The organism is Corynebacterium tuberculostearicum, from assembly GCF_030229345.1.
GTDB lineage: Bacteria > Actinomycetota > Actinomycetes > Mycobacteriales > Mycobacteriaceae > Corynebacterium > Corynebacterium tuberculostearicum_G.
The window spans coordinates 209223-228658 of record NZ_JASPGP010000001.1; the positions used below are offsets into that span (position 1 = coordinate 209223).

The window sequence follows — 19436 nt, forward strand, 5'->3', positions numbered from 1 at the left end:
GTATGCCGGAACTGCCGGAAGTCGAGTCCGTCCGCCGGGGTCTTGAGCCCCACGTGGTGGGGCGGACTTTTGAGTCTGTGCACGTCCTGCACCCGCGTGCCAACCGTGGCCAAGATGAGCCACTTCCCGGTCTTCTTGTCGGTAAAGAGATCGCCGCTGTGGCTCGACGGGGAAAGTTCATGTGGCTGGAATTTGTGGGCGAAGATTCCATGGATCCCCACCGCGACGTACTCTTCATCCACTTAGGCATGTCGGGCCAGGTTCGAATCGGCACGACCGATTCGCCGCATTTGCGCATTAGCGCTCAGCTAAGCGGTGGGGTAGAGCTTAGCTTTGTAGACCAGCGCACCTTTGGCTATTGGCTCTATGCACCGTGGGCGAAGATCTCGCACATTGGCATTGACCCGTTGGAACCAGATTTCGACATTGTGGCAACCGCCCGGCGCCTGCGGGCAAAGAAGACTGCAGTAAAATCCGCACTGTTGGATCAAACCTTGGCTTCTGGAATCGGCAATATCTATGCCGATGAATCCCTGTGGGCGGCACAGATTCCGCCCCGCAAAAGGGCATCGACGTTGCGCCAAAAGGATGCCGTGGCCCTGCTCGAAGCGGCCCAAGACGTCATGGCCGCCGCCCTAAAAGTGGGTGGCACGAGCTTTGATTCCTTGTACGTCAACGTGAATGGTGAATCGGGATACTTCTCGCGTTCCCTGGCCGCGTATGGGCGGGCTGGCCAGCCCTGTCAGCGCTGCGGAACGCCCTTGGAGCGCTGCGTAATTTCAGGGCGTTCCACCCATTTCTGCCCCCATTGCCAATAAGTTATGGCGCATGGGGTTCACGTTGTGAACCTCAAGGCAGTAAATTATTCTGCATGGATTTTCTTGAAAATGTCGTAACGACATTTAATGACGGCGTCTGGTCGTGGATTCTGCCCTGGCTGCTCATCGCTGCGGGCCTATTCTTCGGCATCCGTACCGCTTTGGTGCAGGTGCGCATGGTGCCGGATATGTTCCGCGCCGTCGTCGAGCGACCCAAGGGGGAGGGCCGCGATGAGGACGAGGACTATGGCGGCATCTCTGCTTTCAAGGCCTTTACCATCTCGGCCGCCTCCCGCGTTGGCACCGGCAATGTGGCCGGCGTGGCCGTGGCTATTTCCGTGGGCGGCCCAGGTGCTGTCTTTTGGATGTGGCTCATCGCCATCCTTGGTGGTGCAACTGCATTTATCGAGTCCACCCTGGCGCAGCTGTGGAAGGTGCGCGATGGTGATGGATACCGCGGCGGCCCGGCGTACTACATGAAACGCGGCTTGGGCTGGGGCCCGCTTGGCGCGCTTTTCTCCATCGCTATCGCCTTTACCTTTGGTTTGGTCTACAACGCCTTTCAGACCAACGCCATTGCAGATGCGGTGTCCTTCTCCTTTGACCGCGATGACACCATGTTCCGCTCCATTATCGGTGTTGTTATTGCCGTGGTTGCTGGCCTCATCATCTTTGGCGGCGTGAACCGCATTGCCAATATCACCCAGATCATCGTGCCTTTTATGGCGGTGGCCTACCTGCTTATCGGCGGCTTTGTAGTCATCACCAACTTTGACAAGGTGCCGGGAATGATTGGCGATATTGTCGGCCACGCTCTGGGTATTAAGGAAATCGCTGGCGCCGGTCTCGGCGCGGCCATGATGAAGGGTATTCAGCGCGGACTGTTCTCCAACGAAGCTGGTGAGGGCTCTGCTCCGAACGCAGCGGCTACCGCGGCAGTCTCGCACCCGGTCAAGCAGGGCCTGGTGCAAACCCTTGGCGTGTACTTCGACACCTTGGTGGTGTGTACCATCACCGCCTTTATCATCTTGCTGGGGCCGGAGATTGCCTACGGCGCCGAAGCAGAAGGCGTCTCCTTGACCCAGGCGGCTTTGTCTTCTGAGGTGGGCGAGTGGGGCATCCACTTCGTCAGCTTCATCCTCTTTTTCCTGGCTTTCTCCTCCATCTTGGGCAATTATTACTTGGCGGAATCCAACCTGGAGTACCTCACCCAGAGCAAACCTGCGCTGGTAATTTTCCGCCTCGTCGTGCTTTTCTTTGTCTGGTTCGGCGCAGTGGGTTCCCTGCCGCTGGTCTTTGCCTTGGCCGATACCGGTGCGGCAACCATGGTGATCCTCAATATCATCGCCATCGTGCCACTATCCGGTGTGGCGATTAAGCTGCTCAAGAATTACAACGAGCAGCGCAGCCACGGCATCGATCCGGTATTCCACCGCGATATGATGCCGGAGCTGAAGGGCGTAGAGTGCTGGGACGGGTCGGATCCTGTCACTCGCCGCAGCGAAGAGGATCGCCGCGTGTTGCGGGATAAGGGACACCACGATCGCTATTAGAAATTAGGGAGGCAGCATGGCACTGGAAAGAATGACCGCTTTTGTCCATGGGCACGTCCAAGGAGTGGGCTTTCGTTGGTGGACGCGCTCCCGTGCCTTGGAACTCGGTTTGAACGGACATGCCACCAATCTGAGAGATGGCCGGGTTCAGGTGGTAGCAGAAGGCCCGCGGGAGAAATGCGAGGAATTGCTGGGACTCCTCAAAGAACAGCCGAGTACGACCCGGCGCCCGGGAACGGTGGATCTGGTTGTCGAACAATGAGCTGCCCCTAAGGGCGAATCTGGCTTCATTGAACGCTAACTCGCAGCACAAGCCCGCTGGAGCGAACCGCCAGGCTCGGCTGGGCAGCTGCGTTCAAGGCTTGCTAAACTTACCCAAATGCACCTGAAATCGCTGACGCTGAAAGGCTTCAAATCATTCGCGTCGGCGACGTCTCTGAAATTCGAGCCGGGAATTTGCGCCGTCGTCGGGCCGAATGGCTCCGGCAAGTCCAATGTGGTGGACGCCTTGGCCTGGGTAATGGGTGAGGGAAGCGCCAAGACGCTGCGCGGCGGAAAGATGCAGGACGTCATCTTCGCCGGTGCCGGCGACCGCAAGGCTCTGGGGCGCGCCGAAGTCACCCTCACCATCGATAATGCGGACGGTGCGCTGCCGATCGAATACTCGGAAGTGTCGGTCACCCGCCGCATGTTCCGTGATGGTGCCAGCGAATACGAAATCAATGGCTCCAAAGCGCGCCTGATGGATATTCAGGAGCTGCTATCTGATTCGGGTATTGGCCGCGAGATGCACATTATCGTCGGCCAGGGCAAGCTTTCTGAGATCCTAGAATCGCGGCCTGAGGATCGGCGCTCGTATATCGAAGAAGCCGCGGGTGTACTCAAGCACCGCCGCCGCAAGGAAAAAGCGCAGCGCAAGCTCACCGGCATGCAGGCCAATTTGGATCGCCTGCAGGACCTTACTGATGAGTTGGGAAAGCAGCTCAAGCCTTTGGCCCGCCAAGCAGAGGCCGCGCAGCGCGCCGCCACTGTGCAGGCTGATCTGCGCGACGCCCGCCTGCGGCTGGCAGGCGATAGGGTGGTGCGCCTGCGCAGCAAGTTTCAGGAGGCCGAGCGCGCGGCCGAGGTTTTGGCCGAGCAGGTAGAAGAAGTCACCGCGCAGCTGGAAGAAGCAACGGGTTCTCAGTTAGAAGTGGAAGCCCAGCTGGAAGAGGTAAACCCCAAGGCGGAGGCGGCTCAAAAACTGTGGTTCGACCTGTCCACGCTGTCCGAGCGCATTTCCGCGACCCAGCGCATCGCGGAGGAACGAGCGTCCAATGCCGGCGCACAGGTGGCCTATTCTGGCCAGGACCCGGATGACCTAGAGGCACGGGCTGCCCGCGCGGACGAAGAACATGCAGAGCTTCTCGCTGCGGCGGAGGAAGCTGCGGAACGCCTGGAGACTATCCGCGAAGAGGTGGCAGAGCGCCGTGAAGCATTCGAGGCCGCTGAGCGCGAGCACATGGCGCAGCTGCGAGCCATTGCGGATAGGCGCGAGGGCGTCGTCCGCCTCATCGCCGCAGAGGAAAAGGCGGCAGGCCAGGTTACTTCGGCAGAAGAGGAGCTGGCGCGCCAGGAGGAGACCCTGACTTCTACCAAGCAGCGCACCCAAGCTGCCCAGGCGGAGGCCGATGAGGTGGCGGATAAGTTGCAGTCTTTGGCTGGCGAGCGTGAGCCGCTCGAGGAAGCCCATGTGCGGGCGGCCAGTGAATCGGGTGCGGCCGATAAGCGTTTGGAGCAGCTTCGCGATGAGCAGCGCGAGCGTGAGCGCGCCGTCTACACGTTGCGCTCCCGCATCGATACCTTGGCCCAGACTGCGCCGGAAAAGGTTGAGGTAGGCGAGCAGTTCCAACCGTTGGCCGAGTTCATCACCACCAAGTATGAGACCGCGGTAGCCGCCGCGTTGGGTGCTTTTGCAGAGGCCCAGGCCGGCGAGATTTCTGCCCAGCTCATTGCAGACTTGGAAAAGGGCACGCGCTCCGCGCTTATCGACGTCTCCGTGGCCGCCCCCGCCACTTCCTGGCGCGTGGATGCGACTTTGCCCGCAGGCACCTCGTGGTTGCTCGACCACATTGCGGTGGTTCCAGAGGTATCCGCAGCGCTGCACCGCCTCCTTGCGGATGTCGTACTCGTCTCCGATGTCGCGGAGGCGAAAAAGCTGGTGGCCGAGGACCCCCGCCTGCGTGCCGTCACCGAATCCGGCGTGGTGCTGGGTGAAGGTTGGGTAGAAGTAGGCACCGGTGCCTCATCCACCGTCGAGGTTTCCGCCCGCATCGCGGAGGCAGAGGAGCAGTTGGAATCTGCCACGCAGGAGCTGGAAGAACTCTCCGGCACGTTGGAGGGCGCGAAGATCGCGGCGGAGGATGCCCGCGTAACTGCGGCCTCGGCGAAAGCTGCCTTGCGCGAGCATGATACTGAAGTCGATGCGTGGAAGCGCGATCACCAGCGCCTGCTCAAGCAGTACGAGGCCAATAAGAACGAGCACGAGAAGGCCGCGGCGCGGGCGACCGAGATCGAGGTCAAGCTCACCGAGGCCCGCACGCAGCTTGCCGACGCCCGCGATAGGCTCGCCCGCGTCGATGCGGACGAGCAGCCCGACGAGCCCTCTTCGGTAGAGCGCGACGAGGCCTCCGCAGCATTAGAGCAGGTCAAGTCCATGGAAATGGAGGCGCAGGTGGCAGCCCGCTCGGCCCAAGACCACGTGGGTCAGGTAGCGGGGAAGGGTGAGGCGTTGCGTCGCCAAGCGCAGCATGAACGCCAAGCCAAGGCCCGCCATGAGCAAGCCATGGCGCGGCGCAAGGCCCAGGGAGAGTTGGCCGGTGCGGTAGCCAAGCATTCACGCGATCTGGCCGCGCGCGCCACGCAGCTGCTTGAGCGCGCCACCTCTGAGCGCGATGACTACTTTGCGCAGCGCACCTCCCTCAACTCGCAGCTGCAGCAGGTCAAGCAACACGTCTCGGCCGCGCGGCAGCAGCTGGACCGGCTGACCAATCGCGCCCATGACTCGGAAATTGCTCGCTCCCAGGCGCAGGTGCGTGTGGACGAAGCAGAAGCCAAGATTGTGGAACAGCTGGGCATTGCGATTTCGGATCTTTTGCAGGACTACACTCCAGGCGAAGATTTCGACCGCGGGGCAGAAAACGCGCGCTTGAAGCAAGCAGAAAAAGACCTCAATTCACTAGGTAAGGTCAATCCGCTCGCGCTGGAAGAATACAAGGCTTTGGAGGAGCGCTATTCCTTCCTGTCCACTCAGTTGGAGGATGTCATCCAAGCCCGCAAGGATCTTGCGGGCGTTATCGAAGACGTAGACGCGCAGATTTTGCAACTGTTTACAGATGCATGGCACGACGTCGAAGCAGAATTTCCAAAGGTTTTCCAGACCCTTTTCCCCGGTGGCGAGGGACGCCTTATCCTCACAGAGCCGGAGGACATGCTCACCACCGGCATCGAGGTGGAAGCACGCCCACCGGGCAAGAAGGTCAAGCGCCTGTCCTTGCTATCTGGTGGCGAGAAGTCGCTTACTGCGCTTGCGATGCTGGTAGCCATCTTCCGCGCCCGTCCCAGCCCGTTCTATGTCATGGACGAGGTTGAGGCAGCGCTTGATGACGTCAACCTGCGCCGCCTCATTGCCCTCTTTGAGGAGCTGCGAAAGGACTCGCAGCTCATCGTCATTACGCACCAAAAACCGACGATGGATGTTGCCAACGTCCTTTATGGCGTAACCATGCGCGGCGATGGTGTTACTCGCGTGATTTCGCAGCGCATGAATCCCGCAGGCAGCGCCCCTGGAACGGAGCAAGCCAGCGAGGATGCTACTCGCTTGGGCGTAGATGCTCCCCGCGGTAACGAACCGGGGAAGTAGCCTGGGGTTCGTCCACTTCCCGCAGGACCCCTTCCCGCTATAGGAGGGGGTTTGACGTGCCGCGAGCTGAGAAGACTGGCACTATAGAGGCATGAATTCTTTATGGTTATGGATCGGCATTGCGATCGTCGTCATCGTGCTGATTATTCTTCTCGTGGTAATCGGCAAAAAACGCGGCGACGCCAAGAAGGTGTCCTTTGATAAGCCTGCTGAGGAAGAACCGAAGCAGCTGACCCAGGAGCAAAAGTCCGGCAACTATCAAGCCAAGTCCGGCTTTAACTTCGCTCCTGCTGGCGGCGCTAAGGAAGCGCAGAAAGCCCCGGTTCAGGCGGATAAACCCGCTGCGAACAAGCCAGCCCCAGAAAAGCAGGCTCAGCCGCAGAAGGCCGCTAAGGCAGAGCCGAATGCAACTGACATCGCCAACGAGCAGCTCAGCGGCAAGACCTCACAGTCTAAGGAAAAGCCGAAGGCGCAGGCTAAACCGCAGGAGCAGGCTGATAAGCCACAGCCTGCCCAGCCTACGACTGAAGCCGCGGCAAACAAACCCATGGCCGACAAGCCTGTGGCCGACAAGCCTGTGGCAGAGCAACCAAAAACCAAGCCGGCACCTCAGCAGGCGAAGCCGGCGAAGTCCGATAAACCGGCAGAGCCTACTCAGCCCGCCGAGGTCAAAGTGCCAGCGGAGGAGAAGAAGCAAGCGGCAGAATCTTCCGCTGATAAGGCAGACAAATCCCAGTCCAAGGGAACTGGCGCTGCGGCGGCGGCTGCTGCTGGCGCGGCAGGCGTAGCGGGTGCGGCAGCTGGGGCGTCGGAAAGCGAAGAATCGCACGCGGACCGTGCCCCAGAAAAGGCTGAGCAGCCAGAAGCTGCACCCAAGGCAGAAGAGCCGGCAGCTGCCGAAAAGGCGGAAGCTCCAGAAGACGTTGTCTCCGTGGAAAATGCCGAGGTAGAAGAGGAGTCCCCAGTCTTCGACGAGGTTGTTGAAGACAATGATGCGGAAGACATCGAGGAGCGGGTGGACGACCGCGAGGAAGCCGAAGAGGCCGCAGCTGCTGCCGAGGCGCAAACCGGTGCAGCCGAGGCGGCCAAGGAACAGACCGAGGCTCCAGAGGGCGAACCTGCTCCAGCGCCAGCTCCGCAGGATGATATCGCACCCGCTGGTGGACGTCTTGGCCGTTTGCGTGGACGCCTTTCGCGCTCGCAAAATGCCATCGGCCAGGGGCTCATGGGAATTTTGTCCGCAGGCGATTTGGATGAAGACGCCTGGGAGGAAGTCGAAGACACGCTCATCATGGCGGATTTGGGCACCAAGTCCACGATGAAGGTGACTGATTCCCTGCGCGAGAAGATTGCAGAGCGCGGCGTTTCCAGCGAGGATGAGGCACGTGCCATGCTGCGCGAATGCCTCATTGAGGCAGGTCACCCAGAGATGGATCGCTCCATTAAGGCCATGCCGAATGAGGGCAAGCCAGCAATCGTAATGGTTGTCGGTGTCAATGGCACCGGTAAAACCACAACCACCGGCAAGCTTGCTCGCGTGCTGGTAGCCATGGGCCACAAGGTCCTTTTGGGCGCGGCCGATACTTTCCGTGCTGCGGCCGCTGATCAGCTTGAGACGTGGGGCCGCCGCGTTGGTGCCGATACCGTGCGCGGCAAGGAAGGCGCTGACCCAGCATCGGTAGCCTTCGATGCGGTTGCTACCGGCGTGGAACAGCAAGTAGATGTGGTCTTGGTCGACACCGCAGGCCGCCTACATACCTCCACGGACTTGATGGACCAGCTGGGCAAGGTCAAGCGCGTGGTGGAGAAGAAGACCGATGTGGACGAGGTCCTGCTGGTATTGGATGCCACGGTGGGGCAGAACGGCCTTACTCAGGCGCGTATTTTCCGCGAGGTAGTAGATATTACCGGTGTGGTTCTCACCAAGCTGGACGGCACTGCCAAGGGCGGAATCGTCTTCCAGGTACAAGAAGAATTGGGTGTTCCAGTCAAGCTTGTGGGCTTGGGCGAAGGCGCCGATGATCTCGCGCCATTCGAGGTTGAAGGCTTCGTCGACGCCCTGTTGGGTGAGAAGTAGCAGCTAGCCTTGTAGCTCCCCCTGCATATCGGGTGCCACGTACGTGCGCCACGGTGTGTTGGGGGGAGTCCTTCGTTTTCATGGTCGCGTTGTAGCGTGCAGCAATCTCGCGAATTCTTTTCGCCTTCATCTCGCAGTCGTTTCGCAGACCATGCAAAAAGGCGTATGCAATTGTCGCGGGAATAAGTCCTGCTGAGCGCCTGTGAATTCTCTGCCTGCGAGCGTAATTGTGGCGGTTGTACTCGCCTTTTATGAAGCGTAGGGGAATGCTGCAATGTGGTTTGACCTTGGCGGGAATGGTAACCTGAAAGGGCTGTATTTAATGCGAAATTCGCATTAAACCTAGACCAAGGTTCGTGAGGCAAGTATTTCGTGACGCTACTTTATGCAGTCCTCCTCGCGGCGCTGGCAGTGATCTTGGCACCGGTAACCGTGAAGGTTATTGACCGAAAGGCAGGCTACCCACTAGCTGGCCTTTTTCTTATTGCAGCGGTCCTTATCGCCAAGGAATTTCCTGCCATTGCAGCCGGGGAGGAATTAAGTTTCCACGCCACTTGGGTGCGTGATTTCATCGCACCAGGCGTCGACGTAAGTTTTGCTCTCCGCGGGGACGCGTTGAGCATCTTCTTCGCTATGTTGGCGCTGGTCATTGGCGCCGTCGTTTTCACTTATTCGGCGGCCTATCTGCCCAAGAATGAGGGCAACACCAGCTTTTATACCTTGATGACAGCGTTCACGCTGTCCATCTTGTTGCTGGTTCTGGCCAACGACGTGGTGGTTTTGTTCCTTGCCTGGGAGCTAGTCTCCTTGGCTTCGTTTATGTTGATCGCTCGCTCCGGTTCCGGCGGCGAGGCTGGTTCGCAGCGCACCTTAATCCTGACCTTCATTGGCGGATTGACCCTGCTGACTGGCTTGGGTATTGCCGCGACGGTGACCGGATCGACTACCGTATCTGCCATCTTGGCGTCCCCTGTATGGACGGAACGCCCAGGGGTAACGGCAGCCGTAGCCGTGTTGATTGCGGCGTCTGCCTTTACTAAGGCGGCACAGTTCCCATTCCATTTCTGGTTGCCAGAGGCTATGGCCGCCGCCACCCCGGTATCGGCTTTCCTTCACGCGGCAGCGGTGGTCAAGGCCGGTGTGTACCTGCTTATTCGCTTTTCCACCATCTTCCACGATGTGGCGGTGTGGAATTGGTTGCTCATCGTCGTAGGCATGGGCACCGCGGTGATGTCCGCGGTATTTGCAGTGCAGAAGACGGATCTGAAGAAGCTTACGGCCTATTCCACCGTCTCCCATCTGGGCTGGATTGTTGCCACCATCGGTGTGGGCACCCCGTTCGCTATCGCCGCAGCGCTGGTCCACACTCTGGCGCACGCGCTGTTTAAGTCCTCGCTGTTTATGCTCATTGGCGTCATCGACCACGAGGCTGGGTCGCGCGATATTCGCCGCCTTGGACCGCTGTGGAATAAGATGCCGTGGACCTTCGGTTCCGTAGTAATCGGTGCAGCCTCGATGGCTGCGGTGCCACCGCTTTTGGGCTTTGTGTCCAAGGAAGGAATGCTTACCGCGTTTGAAGACGCCCCGATTGGCGGCGCGGGCCAGGTAATCCTTCTCATCGTTGCCGGTATCGGTGCTTTCTTTACCTTTACTTACTCCGCAAAGATTGTCTTCGGCGCCTTCTTTGACGGACCTCGCGACATGGGAGATGTCCATGAAGCACCAGTGTCGCTGTGGCTACCTGCAGCTTTGCCGGGCTTTATGTCTCTGCCGCTGGTATTTGTGCTCGGGCTCTTTGATGCCCCGATCGATGATGCAGTGGCTGCCGTGGGATTGGAGCATCATTCGCACCTTGCCCTCTGGCACGGGCTCAACGTTCCTTTCCTTATCTCGCTAGTGGTCCTCATCCTCGGTATTGCCGGTATCTTTGCCCGCAAGAAGATGTGGGCAAGCTTTGAAGCCCACGAGTTCATGCCGCGTAGCGGCAATGATTTGCTGTACTCCTTGATGAAGGGCTGCTCCCAGTTGGGGCGCGTCTTGGGCAAGATGTCCGACTCGCATAATCCATCCCGCCACATGCTGCCGATTGTCATTTTGATCATCGTGCTGGCTGCCACCACCCTCATTCGCGATGGCGTCGACGGGGTAGCGCTGCAACCACGGGTGGATGGTCTGGATAACCCATGGGACCTGCTGCCACTGGGCATCATCGCTCTGGCGATGTTTGGACTGGTTCGCACCCAGAATCGTTTGACCGGTGCCATCATGATTGGCATTGCCGGCTCGGGCGTGACCCTGCAGATGTTCCTGCTGGGCGCACCTGACGTGGCGCTGACCCAGTTTATGGTGGAGGCCCTGTCCGTCATCGTCATGATGATGGTGCTGCGCTACCTGCCAGAAACCTTCCATCCGGTGAAGAACAAATCCCGCAAGACCGGCTCCATCGTCATTGCGGTCTTGGCCGGTGTGGCTGCGTTCCTGGGCGTGTGGGGACTCATGGGCCGCCACGAGCGCTCCGATTTGGCCATGTGGTACCTGGACAATGCTCCGGATATCACCGGCGGCGACAATGTTGTCGCTACTATCATCGTGGAATTCCGTGCACTCGATACCTTGGGCGAGCTTTCCGTTCTGGGTATGGCTGCGGTGGTTATTGCAGCCATTACTACGACGTTGCCGCGATTCCCGTTCAAGTCGGGTACACGCCCAGCACCGTTTGGCCAGTCCCAGCTGAACTCCGTGCCATTGCGCAAGGGCGTGCACGTTGTCATCCCGCTGTTGGTCATTATGTCCGTCATCGTTTTCTTCCGCGGGCACAATGCCTCCGGTGGTGGCTTCCCCGCAGCGCTGATCATGGGCGCGGCAATCGGGCTTATCTACCTGTCCCGTGGCTCCGATGAAATTGTTTTCGGCCGTATGACTCCGATTCACCTGACCGGTATCGGCATCATCACCGCCTTGATCGCCGGCTTTGTGGGCTACTTGCACCACGGCATTGGCAATGGTGGCTTCCTGGCTGCAATCCATGCCGAAGCCTTTGGCCAACACTGGACCACCTCGCTCATCTTCGACTTGGGCATCTACCTAGCAGTGCTGGGTATGTTGACCATGGCGATTAACGCATTGGGTGGCTACCTGCGCCCAGGCACGGAGCGTGACTTCTTGCCATGGGTTCATGATGATGATTCCGCGCTGCCGACGACTCCACGCATTTCGCTCGAGGATGTCGACGATCCGTACCCAGACCCGATCAACCCTTCGACCGATCCGTTGGCCTTGCTGACGCCTTCGGAAGCAAAGACGAAGAGGAAGAATAAGCGCTCCGCGGCTAACCGGGGAGGGGAGAAGTAATGATCCTTGCACTGACTATTGCTTTACTCATCGGCAGTGCTGTCTATCTCATCCAGCAGCGCGGCCTGGTACGCATCGTGTTGGGCATGATGGCCTTTGGCCACGGTGCCAACCTGATGCTGCTGGCTACGGGCGTGTATTCCTACCGCGGAGAGTCCTTCCCATCCCAGGTTCCGCACGATCAGATGGCCGACCCGCTGCCGCAGGCCTTCGTGTTGACCGCCGTTGTTATTTCCATGGCAACCTCGACCATCTTGTTGACGATGGCGGCCATGGGCAAGAACGACGACACCGACGTGGTGGAGCCGGTTGATGACAACACCATCGACCATGCCTTTTCGACCTTGGGTCGAGATGCCCAGAATCGCCAAATTTTGGAAGAGTCCACCAATCAGCTGGACCGAATCGGTCAGGTGGACCACAACACTCCCGTTGCAGAACGCGGGGCAACTCAACAGAAGGAGGATGACAAATAATGGCTGATGCTGTAGCTCAACTCCTTCCGCTATTTCCAGCGGTCCCGCTGATTGCAGCGGCCTTCGCATTGCTGGCACCGTGGCGTGCGGTACGCGATTCCATCATGCTTATCATCCCGGGCGTTGGAATTTTCGCCGGCTTGGGTCTGCTCATCTACACCATGAACAATGGGGTAGTAGCCCATACCGTTGGCCTCTACCAAGGCAATGTGGGTATTCCGTTTGCGGCGGATGCCTTCTCCGCGTTGATGATCATTACTACGATGATCGTCGCGTTTGGTGCCAACTGGTTTGCCATTGTGGGCGGAGAGACTAAGTCTCGCTACTATCCTTCGCTCACCCTGATCTTGATCACTGGTGTGTGCGGCGCATTGCTCACCGCCGACCTCTTTAACTTCTTCGTCTTTATTGAGGTCATGCTTTTGCCGTCTTATGGCCTTATCACCATGTCTGGTACGTGGTCGCGCTTGGCAGCCGGCCGTGCCTTCGTCTTGGTTAACCTTTTCGCCTCCACCTTGTTGGTTGTTGGCGTGGGTTATATGTATTCGGTTACCGGTGCGGTTAACCTGGGCGCGCTGAAGGGCGCAGCGGCAGGCAATGGGCCGGTGACCGTGGCAGCAGGCTTGATCCTCATTGCGATTACCGCCAAGGCCGGCGTGTTCCCCGTGCAGTCGTGGCTGCCACGCACCTACCCGGGAACCTCCGCCGCAGTGATGGGCCTGTTTTCCGGCCTGCACACCAAAGTAGCCGTCTACATGCTCTACCGCCTCTACGTGCAGCTATTCGATCTGGAGCAGCGCTGGAATGTGCTGATCATCGTCATCATGATTATCTCCATGATGATCGGCGCCTTTGGCGGCCTAGCGGAAAATTCCATCCGCCGCGTCCTCGGCTACCAGATGCTCAACGGCATGCCCTTCATTTTGGTCATGCTTGCGTTTACCTCTGATGACCCACGTCGCGCCCTGGCAGCCGGCATCATGTACACGATTCACCACATGCTGACCGTTGGTTCGCTGATTTTGGCTTCTGGTGCCATTGAGGAAACCTACGGCACAGGCTTGCTCAGCAAGCTTTCCGGCCTTGCTCGCCGCGACCCCATCATCGCGTGGATCTTCGCTGCCGGTGCATTCTCCGTCGTGGGCTTCCCACCGTTCTCGGGAATGTGGGGCAAGCTGATGATCGTCTTCGAGGTTGCCCGCGTCGGTGGTGCTTGGGCTTGGATTGCCATTGCGGCCATCATCATCGCTTCCTTCGCTGCCTTCTTGGCCATGCTGCGCGTGTGGCGCAAGGTCTTCTGGGGCAAGGGACTGCCGGAGGACAAGGTCCCGGATGAATTGATCATCCGCAAAAAGCTTATGGCCCCATCTGCGGCTCTCATCCTTGGTTCGTTGTGCATGTTCATCTTCTCCGGCATCGTCCTCGATGTCGTGGATTCTGCAGCGGAGCAGCTTTTGGACACTACCGCTTATACTGAAACCGTCTTGGGCGACGAGCCGATTGCCGTTCCCAATATCGATGAAATCCAGGAGGGCCGTTAAATGAACGCAATTGTGTATGCATTGTGGCTCATCAAGGAGATTTTCGTCGCCGGCATTAGCTTGGCACTGGCGGCCTTCAAACCGGATAACGAATATAACCCAGTTATCATTCGTTACCCACTGCGCGTGACTAGCGCCTGGGAGATCTTCTGGTTTACGTCTTCCATTACCGCAACCCCGGGCACGCTCTCACTCGGTTTGCGCGAACCGCCCCGCAAGGGGCTGCCCCGCATCGTGCTAGTACAGGCAGTCCAAGGATCTGACCCGGCGGGAATCGTCGCTGATCTTGCTGATATGGAACAGCGCCTCGCCCCGCGGGTTAAGGACATCGATTACGGCGTCCCGGGTCAAGGGGAGACTACAGAATTGGATGAGGCTTTCTACGAGTATCCGCTCGAGTCCGTCGGTCGTTATATGCGCTCGCCTGACTTGGCACGGGCGGAGGACACTCCGCTTTCAGAAAGCGAAGCGGACGTCGAAAAGCCAAAGCGCCGCGCCCGCAACGTACAACGCAGAAAGGAGACCGAGCGATGATTGACTTTGCCACATTGTCCCCGTTCGGCTGGGTCGTATTTGTATGCGTATTCATCATGGGCGTCGCCACGTGGTGCGGCGTGCTGCTGGCGCTTCGCACGCGCGATGAGCTCACCCGCGCCATTACCTCGGATATCGTTTTCTACGGCATGATCTGCATGTATTTGGCGTGGTCGATGACCAATAACGCCCCGATGGCGTATTACATTGCACTCCTTGGAGCCATTGCCGCCGGTGTGCTACCGACGCTATCGATGGCCCGCATCATTTCGAAGGGCAGGCGATAAACCATGGCCATTTCTGAAATTATCGCCTCGGTTCTGCTTATCATCGCTACGCTCTTGGTGGTCGCTACGGTGGTGTCTCTGTGGCGAGCGCCCGATGCCTTGACCCGGGCCAACCTGCTGGGCCCCACTGTGGGACTTGCGGTACCGCTGATTATCGTGGCCAAGCTGGTCGTAGATTTTGGCCGCGATGGCTTTTCGCTGTGGCTGCTGATCCAGGCACTGATCGCCTGCTTCGGTGTATGGATCATCGGCTCGGTAGGTTCCTTTTATCTGGGCCGCTCCATCTATGGCGTAACCGTCACCGACGTCAAGCACGCCAAGCACACCAATAAGGAAGTTCAGACCGTGCAAGCAGAGGAAGACGATATCTAGTCTTCTTCAGCTCCTTCTGGCGGCGAGCCTTTTCTGCTCCTGTGCGTAGCTGCGGGGAGAACAGAACAGCTCGCCGCTTTTCTGGTTGCACAGTGGGGTCTTCTGAGCCCACCAGCGCCCTGGATTCACAATGTGGAAAAGTTGCACAGCAATTGCTGTGCTCGGGCTAGAATGGATGCACGTTATTCGGTGCCTCTAGACCCGCCCCGAAGAGTTAGCAAGGAGTAACAATGAAACTCATCACGGCCATCGTTAAGCCCTTCACCCTGCCGGAAATCCGTCAGGCTCTGGAGCAGCAGGAAGTACGCGGCCTCACTGTTACTGAAAGCCAGGGCTTTGGGCAGCAGCGTGGACACAGCGAGGTATACCGCGGAGCAGAATACGCCACTGACTTTGTGCCCAAGGTCAAGCTGGAGGTTGTTGCGGCCGATGACCACGTTGAAGACATCATTAATGCCATCGTGGATGCTGCCTACACGGGCAAGATCGGCGACGGCAAGCTGTGGGTAACCCCAGTTGAAGATGCCATTCGTGTGCGCACTGGCGAGCGCGGCGAGGCGGCACTTTAAGCCCGCATGCATACCGCCGCACAGATTCGCGCCGAGGCCCATGCCTCGGCGCTTCGTGTATTGCGCAGTCTCGAGCTTCCTCCAGGAACCGCGCTCGCTGCCACCGGTTCCTTTGCCCGCAATGAGATGACTCCGTACTCGGATATTGATGTCATCCTCATCTATCCGGAAGGCCACGAGCCAGATCCGGCTCTGGTGGAGCAGCTGTGGTATCCCGTGTGGGATGCCAAGTACCGCCTGGATTATGCCCTGCGCACCCCACAAGAGTGCGGGGCGATTGCCGCCGAGGATGCCTCTGCCGGCTTTGCCCAGTTGGATTTGGCCTTTGTAGCAGGGCGCAAGGTCCTGGTGGATGAGGCGCGGGCGCAATTGCTTGCGGCGTGGCGGCGTCAGCTGCAGCGCGGCTTTGATGACTTCTTGGATACCGCGATTACTCGGTGGAAACGTTCGGGCGCGGTGGCAGCGATGACGAACCCGGACCTGAAGAATGGGCGCGGGGGACTGCGCGATATTCAGCTCTTGCGCGCGATGGCCTTGGGAAACCTGTGCGACTTTCCAGATCTGGACGGTGAGCAGCGGCTGCTTCTCGACGCCCGCACGCTCCTGCACGTCACAGCCCGGCGCCACCGGGACATACTGGATCCCGAGTTCGCCGCGGACGTAGCGGCGGATCTGGGTTTTGAAAGCCGCTACGCACTGACGGCAGCTTTGGTCAGCGCTGCGGCCACGGTCAATAAGGCGGTGGAGCGCGGCCTTGCAACCGCCCGTGGGGTACTAGGCCGTAATGCTTCAGTGTCCGGCCGGGGTCGGCGCCGCCCGCTCGATGTGGACGTCGTGGCTGAGGCCGGCAGCATTTTCCTCTCCCGCAAGCCAAATGTAGAGGACCCGTGGCTGCTCACCCGCGTGGCGGCTGCCGCGGCGCGCACGGGATATATCATCGCAGAGACCACGTGGCACCAGCTCCAAGACCTGCCCGAGCTGCCGCCACGCTGGCCGCGGGCAGCGGTGGATGATTTCTTCGCTATTTTATCCTCCCCGCGATGCACGCCGCGCGTCATACAAGACTTGGACCGCTATGGCCTATGGGAACGCTTAGTCCCAGAATGGGGGCATGTGCGCGGCTTATTGCCGCGCGAGCGCAGCCACGTCCATGCAGTGGACCATCATCTCATCGCTACGGTTACCCGCTGTGCGGAAATGCGTACCTCGGTGGCTCGTCCGGACTTATTGCTTTTGGCGGCGCTTTACCATGACATAGGCAAGGGCTACGGGCGCCCTCATGCGCAAGTAGGTGCGGAGATGATTACCCGCCAGGCAGCCCGTATGCGGTTGAGTGTTGCCGATAGGTCGCGCGCCCAAACCCTGGTGGCAGAACATACCACCTTGGCGCGGTTAGCGGCGACGATGGACCCAGCTTCCGATGACGCTCGCGACGCCCTCTTGGCTGCCGCACATTATGACCAGCTGACTATATCCCTGTTAGCGGTGTTGGCTGAGGCTGATGCCCAATCGACCGGGCCTGGCGTGTGGACACCGCGAGTGAAGCAAGCACAGAAGCTGATCGTCGCGCGGGCACTTGAGGCGCTCAAACCGCGTGTTCTCGACCGCCCTGCTGTGCATGTACCGCTATCTAGCGAAGGCGTTGCGCTCAAAGTGGATTGGGAAGACCAAGAAGTCAGCGTGTCGTGGTGCGGTACCTCTCAAGGGGAGCTAAAGCGCATCTTCGCTTTGCTATCGGCGCTGGGGTGGACCATCGTGCGGGCGAATATCGTTCGCGAGGAGGACGGTGCCTATAAGGCGGAGTTCTTCATCCGCACGGTGCAGCAGACCTTAAAGGAAGCAGCGCAGGAGATAAGGTTTATCCAATCCTATAACTCACGAACTTATACGGAGCTGCCGGCCATTGCTGGCGAGGTGACCACTGCGGCATTCGATGTAGGCGGCATTTTGGTCATCCGGACGGTTGAGCGCATCGGCGCTTTAGGGCACTTGGTAGAGGCATTGCCGGACTTTGTATGGCTGCGCCATGAGATTATGGGCGCGACGATGATCGTCAATGTGTACCTTGCCGGGCAGGTTTCTCGCGCTACCGTGGTGGGGAATGTGACCAGGGCCCTGGCTAGGGACTAAGATTGAATAGTTGAACTTTAGATCGATCTAAATTAAGGGAGCGCATCCGTAGTGTTTGACTCACTATCAGACCGCCTACAGTCAGCCCTGGCGGGCCTGCGCGGTAAGGGCAAACTGACCGAGGCTGATATCAATGCCACCGCCCGCGAGATCCGCCTCGCGCTGCTGGAAGCCGACGTGTCTTTGACCGTCGTCCGTGGCTTTATCAAGCGCATCAAGGAACGCGCCCGTGGCGCGGAAGTCTCTGAGGCGCTCAACCCGGCGCAGCAGGTAGTCAAGATCGTCAATGAGGAGCTCATTGAGATCCTGGGTGGCGAAACTCGCCGCCTGAACCTGGCTAAGAACCCGCCGACGGTGATCATGCTTGCCGGCCTGCAGGGTGCTGGTAAAACCACCCTGGCCGGTAAGTTGGCCAAGCACCTGGCTAAGCAGGGCCATACCCCGATGCTGGTGGCCTGTGACTTGCAGCGCCCAGGCGCGGTGCAGCAGCTGCAAATCGTCGGCGAGCGCGCTGAGGTGCCGACCTTTGCACCGGATCCGGGAACCTCCCTGGACTCCAACGAGCATGAAATGGGCACCTCGCACGGGGACCCGGTGGACGTCGCCAAGCAGGGCATTGCTGAGGCCAAGCAGAAGCAGCACGATGTGGTCATCATCGATACCGCTGGCCGCTTGGGCATCGATGAGACTCTGATGACGCAGGCGCGCAATATCCGCGATGCCGTCAACCCAGACGAAGTCCTTTTTGTCATCGACTCCATGATCGGCCAGGATGCCGTACAGACGGCCGAGGCCTTCCGCGATGGCGTGGACTTTACCGGCGTTGTTCTCACCAAGCTGGACGGTGACGCCCGTGGTGGTGCGGCCCTGTCTATTCGTGAGGTCACCGGCAAGCCCATCATGTATGCCTCTACCGGTGAGAAGCTCGATGATTTCGATGTCTTCCACCCGGAGCGCATGTCCAGCCGCATTCTGGGCATGGGTGATTTGCTCTCCCTTATCGAGCAGGCCGAAGCCACCCTGGACCACCAGAAGGCCGAGGAGGCAGCCTCCAAGCTCGGCTCTGGCGAGCTGACGCTCAATGACTTCCTTGAGCAAATGCTGATGATCCGCAAGATGGGCCCTATTGGCAACCTGCTGAAGATGATGCCCGGCGGCAAGCAGATGAATGAAATGGCCGCCATGGTGGATGAAAAGCAGCTGGACCGCATCCAGGCGATCATCCGCGGTATGACTCCGCAGGAGCGCGAAGACCCGAAGATTCTCAATGCATCGCGCCGCAAGCGCATTGCTAATGGTTCTGGTGTCAGCGTTTCCGAGGTCAACCAGCTCATTGAGCGCTTCAACCAGGCTAAGAAGATGATGTCCAAGATGGCCGGCCAATTCGGCATGGGCGGCATGGGTGGTCGCTCCGCTACCAAGAAGAAGCCGAAGGGCCGCAAGGGTAAAAACGGCAAGCGCAAGAAGGGCAAGGGCGGCGGTGGCAACCGCGGCCCGAAGATGCCGGGCGGTATGCCGGGCATGGGCGGAATGCCAGGAATGCCCGGTGGCGGCGGCATGCCGTCCATGGAGGAGCTGCAAAAGCTCCAGCAGCAAATGGGCGGCGGCGGTGGCATGCCAGGTATGCCCGGCATGCCAAAGATGCCGAAGGGAATGGAAAATATCGATCTCGACAACCTGGACTTTGGCAAGGGTAAAAAGTAGTTTTCCCAGCCTTAAAGCATAAAGAAGGAGGCTTCCGCGTTGCTGCGGGAGCCTCCTTTTTGTGCGGCTTGCCGACGCCGCCCTAAGCCCCAGCGCGCCTTCGCATGAGGCGCCTTCGCCCTC

At 59.3% G+C, this 19436-nt stretch carries 14 protein-coding genes; all 14 read left to right on the forward strand.

Going from position 1 to position 19436, the window contains the following annotated elements:
- Window positions 1–2 precede the first annotated feature (2 nt).
- The 14 genes from mutM to ffh all read left to right on the forward strand — a co-directional run bounded on the left by mutM (window position 3) and on the right by ffh (window position 19313).
- On the forward strand, window positions 3–818 hold the full coding sequence (gene mutM, locus QP884_RS00980) for a bifunctional DNA-formamidopyrimidine glycosylase/DNA-(apurinic or apyrimidinic site) lyase (protein WP_284820230.1): 816 nt from the start codon (window positions 3–5) through the stop codon (window positions 816–818).
- 53 nt (window positions 819–871) lie between these two features.
- On the forward strand, window positions 872–2371 hold the full coding sequence (locus tag QP884_RS00985) for an alanine/glycine:cation symporter family protein (protein ID WP_239234713.1): 1500 nt from the start codon (window positions 872–874) through the stop codon (window positions 2369–2371).
- A gap of 16 nt (window positions 2372–2387) precedes the next feature.
- Window positions 2388–2633 carry an acylphosphatase gene (locus tag QP884_RS00990; protein ID WP_284820232.1) on the forward strand — a complete coding sequence of 82 codons (246 nt, stop codon included), beginning with the start codon at window positions 2388–2390 and terminating at the stop codon, window positions 2631–2633.
- Between the two features lie 117 nt (window positions 2634–2750).
- Window positions 2751–6272, forward strand: a complete 3522-nt coding sequence (smc, locus tag QP884_RS00995) for a chromosome segregation protein SMC (RefSeq protein ID WP_284820233.1) — start codon at window positions 2751–2753, stop codon at window positions 6270–6272.
- 91 nt (window positions 6273–6363) lie between these two features.
- The gene (gene ftsY / locus QP884_RS01000; RefSeq protein WP_284820235.1) at window positions 6364–8349 is read left to right on the forward strand and encodes a signal recognition particle-docking protein FtsY; all 1986 of its coding nucleotides are present in this window, start codon (window positions 6364–6366) and stop codon (window positions 8347–8349) included.
- 372 nt (window positions 8350–8721) lie between these two features.
- Entirely contained in the window at window positions 8722–11700 is a 2979-nt protein-coding gene (locus tag QP884_RS01005; RefSeq protein WP_284820236.1) for a DUF4040 family protein, read from the forward strand.
- The gene (locus tag QP884_RS01010) at window positions 11700–12176 is read left to right on the forward strand and encodes a sodium:proton antiporter (RefSeq protein ID WP_005325274.1); all 477 of its coding nucleotides are present in this window, start codon (window positions 11700–11702) and stop codon (window positions 12174–12176) included. The genes QP884_RS01005 and QP884_RS01010 overlap by 1 nt, the downstream gene beginning before the upstream one ends.
- A complete protein-coding gene (locus QP884_RS01015) occupies window positions 12176–13717 on the forward strand; it encodes a monovalent cation/H+ antiporter subunit D family protein (protein ID WP_284820238.1) in 1542 nt (513 codons plus the stop codon). Before QP884_RS01010 ends, QP884_RS01015 begins: the two co-directional genes overlap by 1 nt.
- Window positions 13718–14251, forward strand: a complete 534-nt coding sequence (locus QP884_RS01020; protein WP_005325271.1) for a monovalent cation/H+ antiporter subunit E — start codon at window positions 13718–13720, stop codon at window positions 14249–14251.
- Window positions 14248–14538: a cation:proton antiporter gene (locus QP884_RS01025; RefSeq protein ID WP_005325267.1), complete on the forward strand. Its 291-nt coding sequence runs from the start codon at window positions 14248–14250 to the stop codon at window positions 14536–14538. Before QP884_RS01020 ends, QP884_RS01025 begins: the two co-directional genes overlap by 4 nt.
- Window positions 14539–14541: 3 nt before the next feature.
- On the forward strand, window positions 14542–14910 hold the full coding sequence (locus tag QP884_RS01030) for a Na+/H+ antiporter subunit G (RefSeq protein ID WP_005325266.1): 369 nt from the start codon (window positions 14542–14544) through the stop codon (window positions 14908–14910).
- A 230-nt stretch (window positions 14911–15140) separates the two neighbouring features.
- Window positions 15141–15479 (forward strand): P-II family nitrogen regulator, encoded by a 339-nt coding sequence (locus tag QP884_RS01035; protein ID WP_005325265.1) that lies wholly within the window; start codon window positions 15141–15143, stop codon window positions 15477–15479.
- 6 nt (window positions 15480–15485) lie between these two features.
- On the forward strand, window positions 15486–17609 hold the full coding sequence (locus QP884_RS01040; protein ID WP_284820241.1) for a [protein-PII] uridylyltransferase: 2124 nt from the start codon (window positions 15486–15488) through the stop codon (window positions 17607–17609).
- 51 nt (window positions 17610–17660) lie between these two features.
- Complete coding sequence (gene ffh / locus QP884_RS01045) at window positions 17661–19313, forward strand: signal recognition particle protein (RefSeq protein ID WP_198491641.1); 1653 nt, start codon at window positions 17661–17663, stop codon at window positions 19311–19313.
- Window positions 19314–19436: the final 123 nt, after the last annotated feature.

Bases quoted from the DNA above. Each gene is read 5' to 3' on its own strand.
- QP884_RS00990 (WP_284820232.1), top strand. From the start codon at position 2,388: ATGGCACTGGAAAGAATGACCGCTTTTGTCCATGGGCACGTCCAAGGA.
- QP884_RS00985 (WP_239234713.1), top strand. From the start codon at position 872: ATGGATTTTCTTGAAAATGTCGTAACGACATTTAATGACGGCGTCTGG.
- ftsY (WP_284820235.1), top strand. From the start codon at position 6,364: ATGAATTCTTTATGGTTATGGATCGGCATTGCGATCGTCGTCATCGTG.
- QP884_RS01030 (WP_005325266.1), top strand. From the start codon at position 14,542: ATGGCCATTTCTGAAATTATCGCCTCGGTTCTGCTTATCATCGCTACG.
- QP884_RS01020 (WP_005325271.1), top strand. From the start codon at position 13,718: ATGAACGCAATTGTGTATGCATTGTGGCTCATCAAGGAGATTTTCGTC.
- QP884_RS01040 (WP_284820241.1), top strand. From the start codon at position 15,486: ATGCATACCGCCGCACAGATTCGCGCCGAGGCCCATGCCTCGGCGCTT.
- QP884_RS01025 (WP_005325267.1), top strand. From the start codon at position 14,248: ATGATTGACTTTGCCACATTGTCCCCGTTCGGCTGGGTCGTATTTGTA.
- QP884_RS01015 (WP_284820238.1), top strand. From the start codon at position 12,176: ATGGCTGATGCTGTAGCTCAACTCCTTCCGCTATTTCCAGCGGTCCCG.
- mutM (WP_284820230.1), top strand. From the start codon at position 3: ATGCCGGAACTGCCGGAAGTCGAGTCCGTCCGCCGGGGTCTTGAGCCC.
- QP884_RS01035 (WP_005325265.1), top strand. From the start codon at position 15,141: ATGAAACTCATCACGGCCATCGTTAAGCCCTTCACCCTGCCGGAAATC.
- QP884_RS01010 (WP_005325274.1), top strand. From the start codon at position 11,700: ATGATCCTTGCACTGACTATTGCTTTACTCATCGGCAGTGCTGTCTAT.
- smc (WP_284820233.1), top strand. From the start codon at position 2,751: ATGCACCTGAAATCGCTGACGCTGAAAGGCTTCAAATCATTCGCGTCG.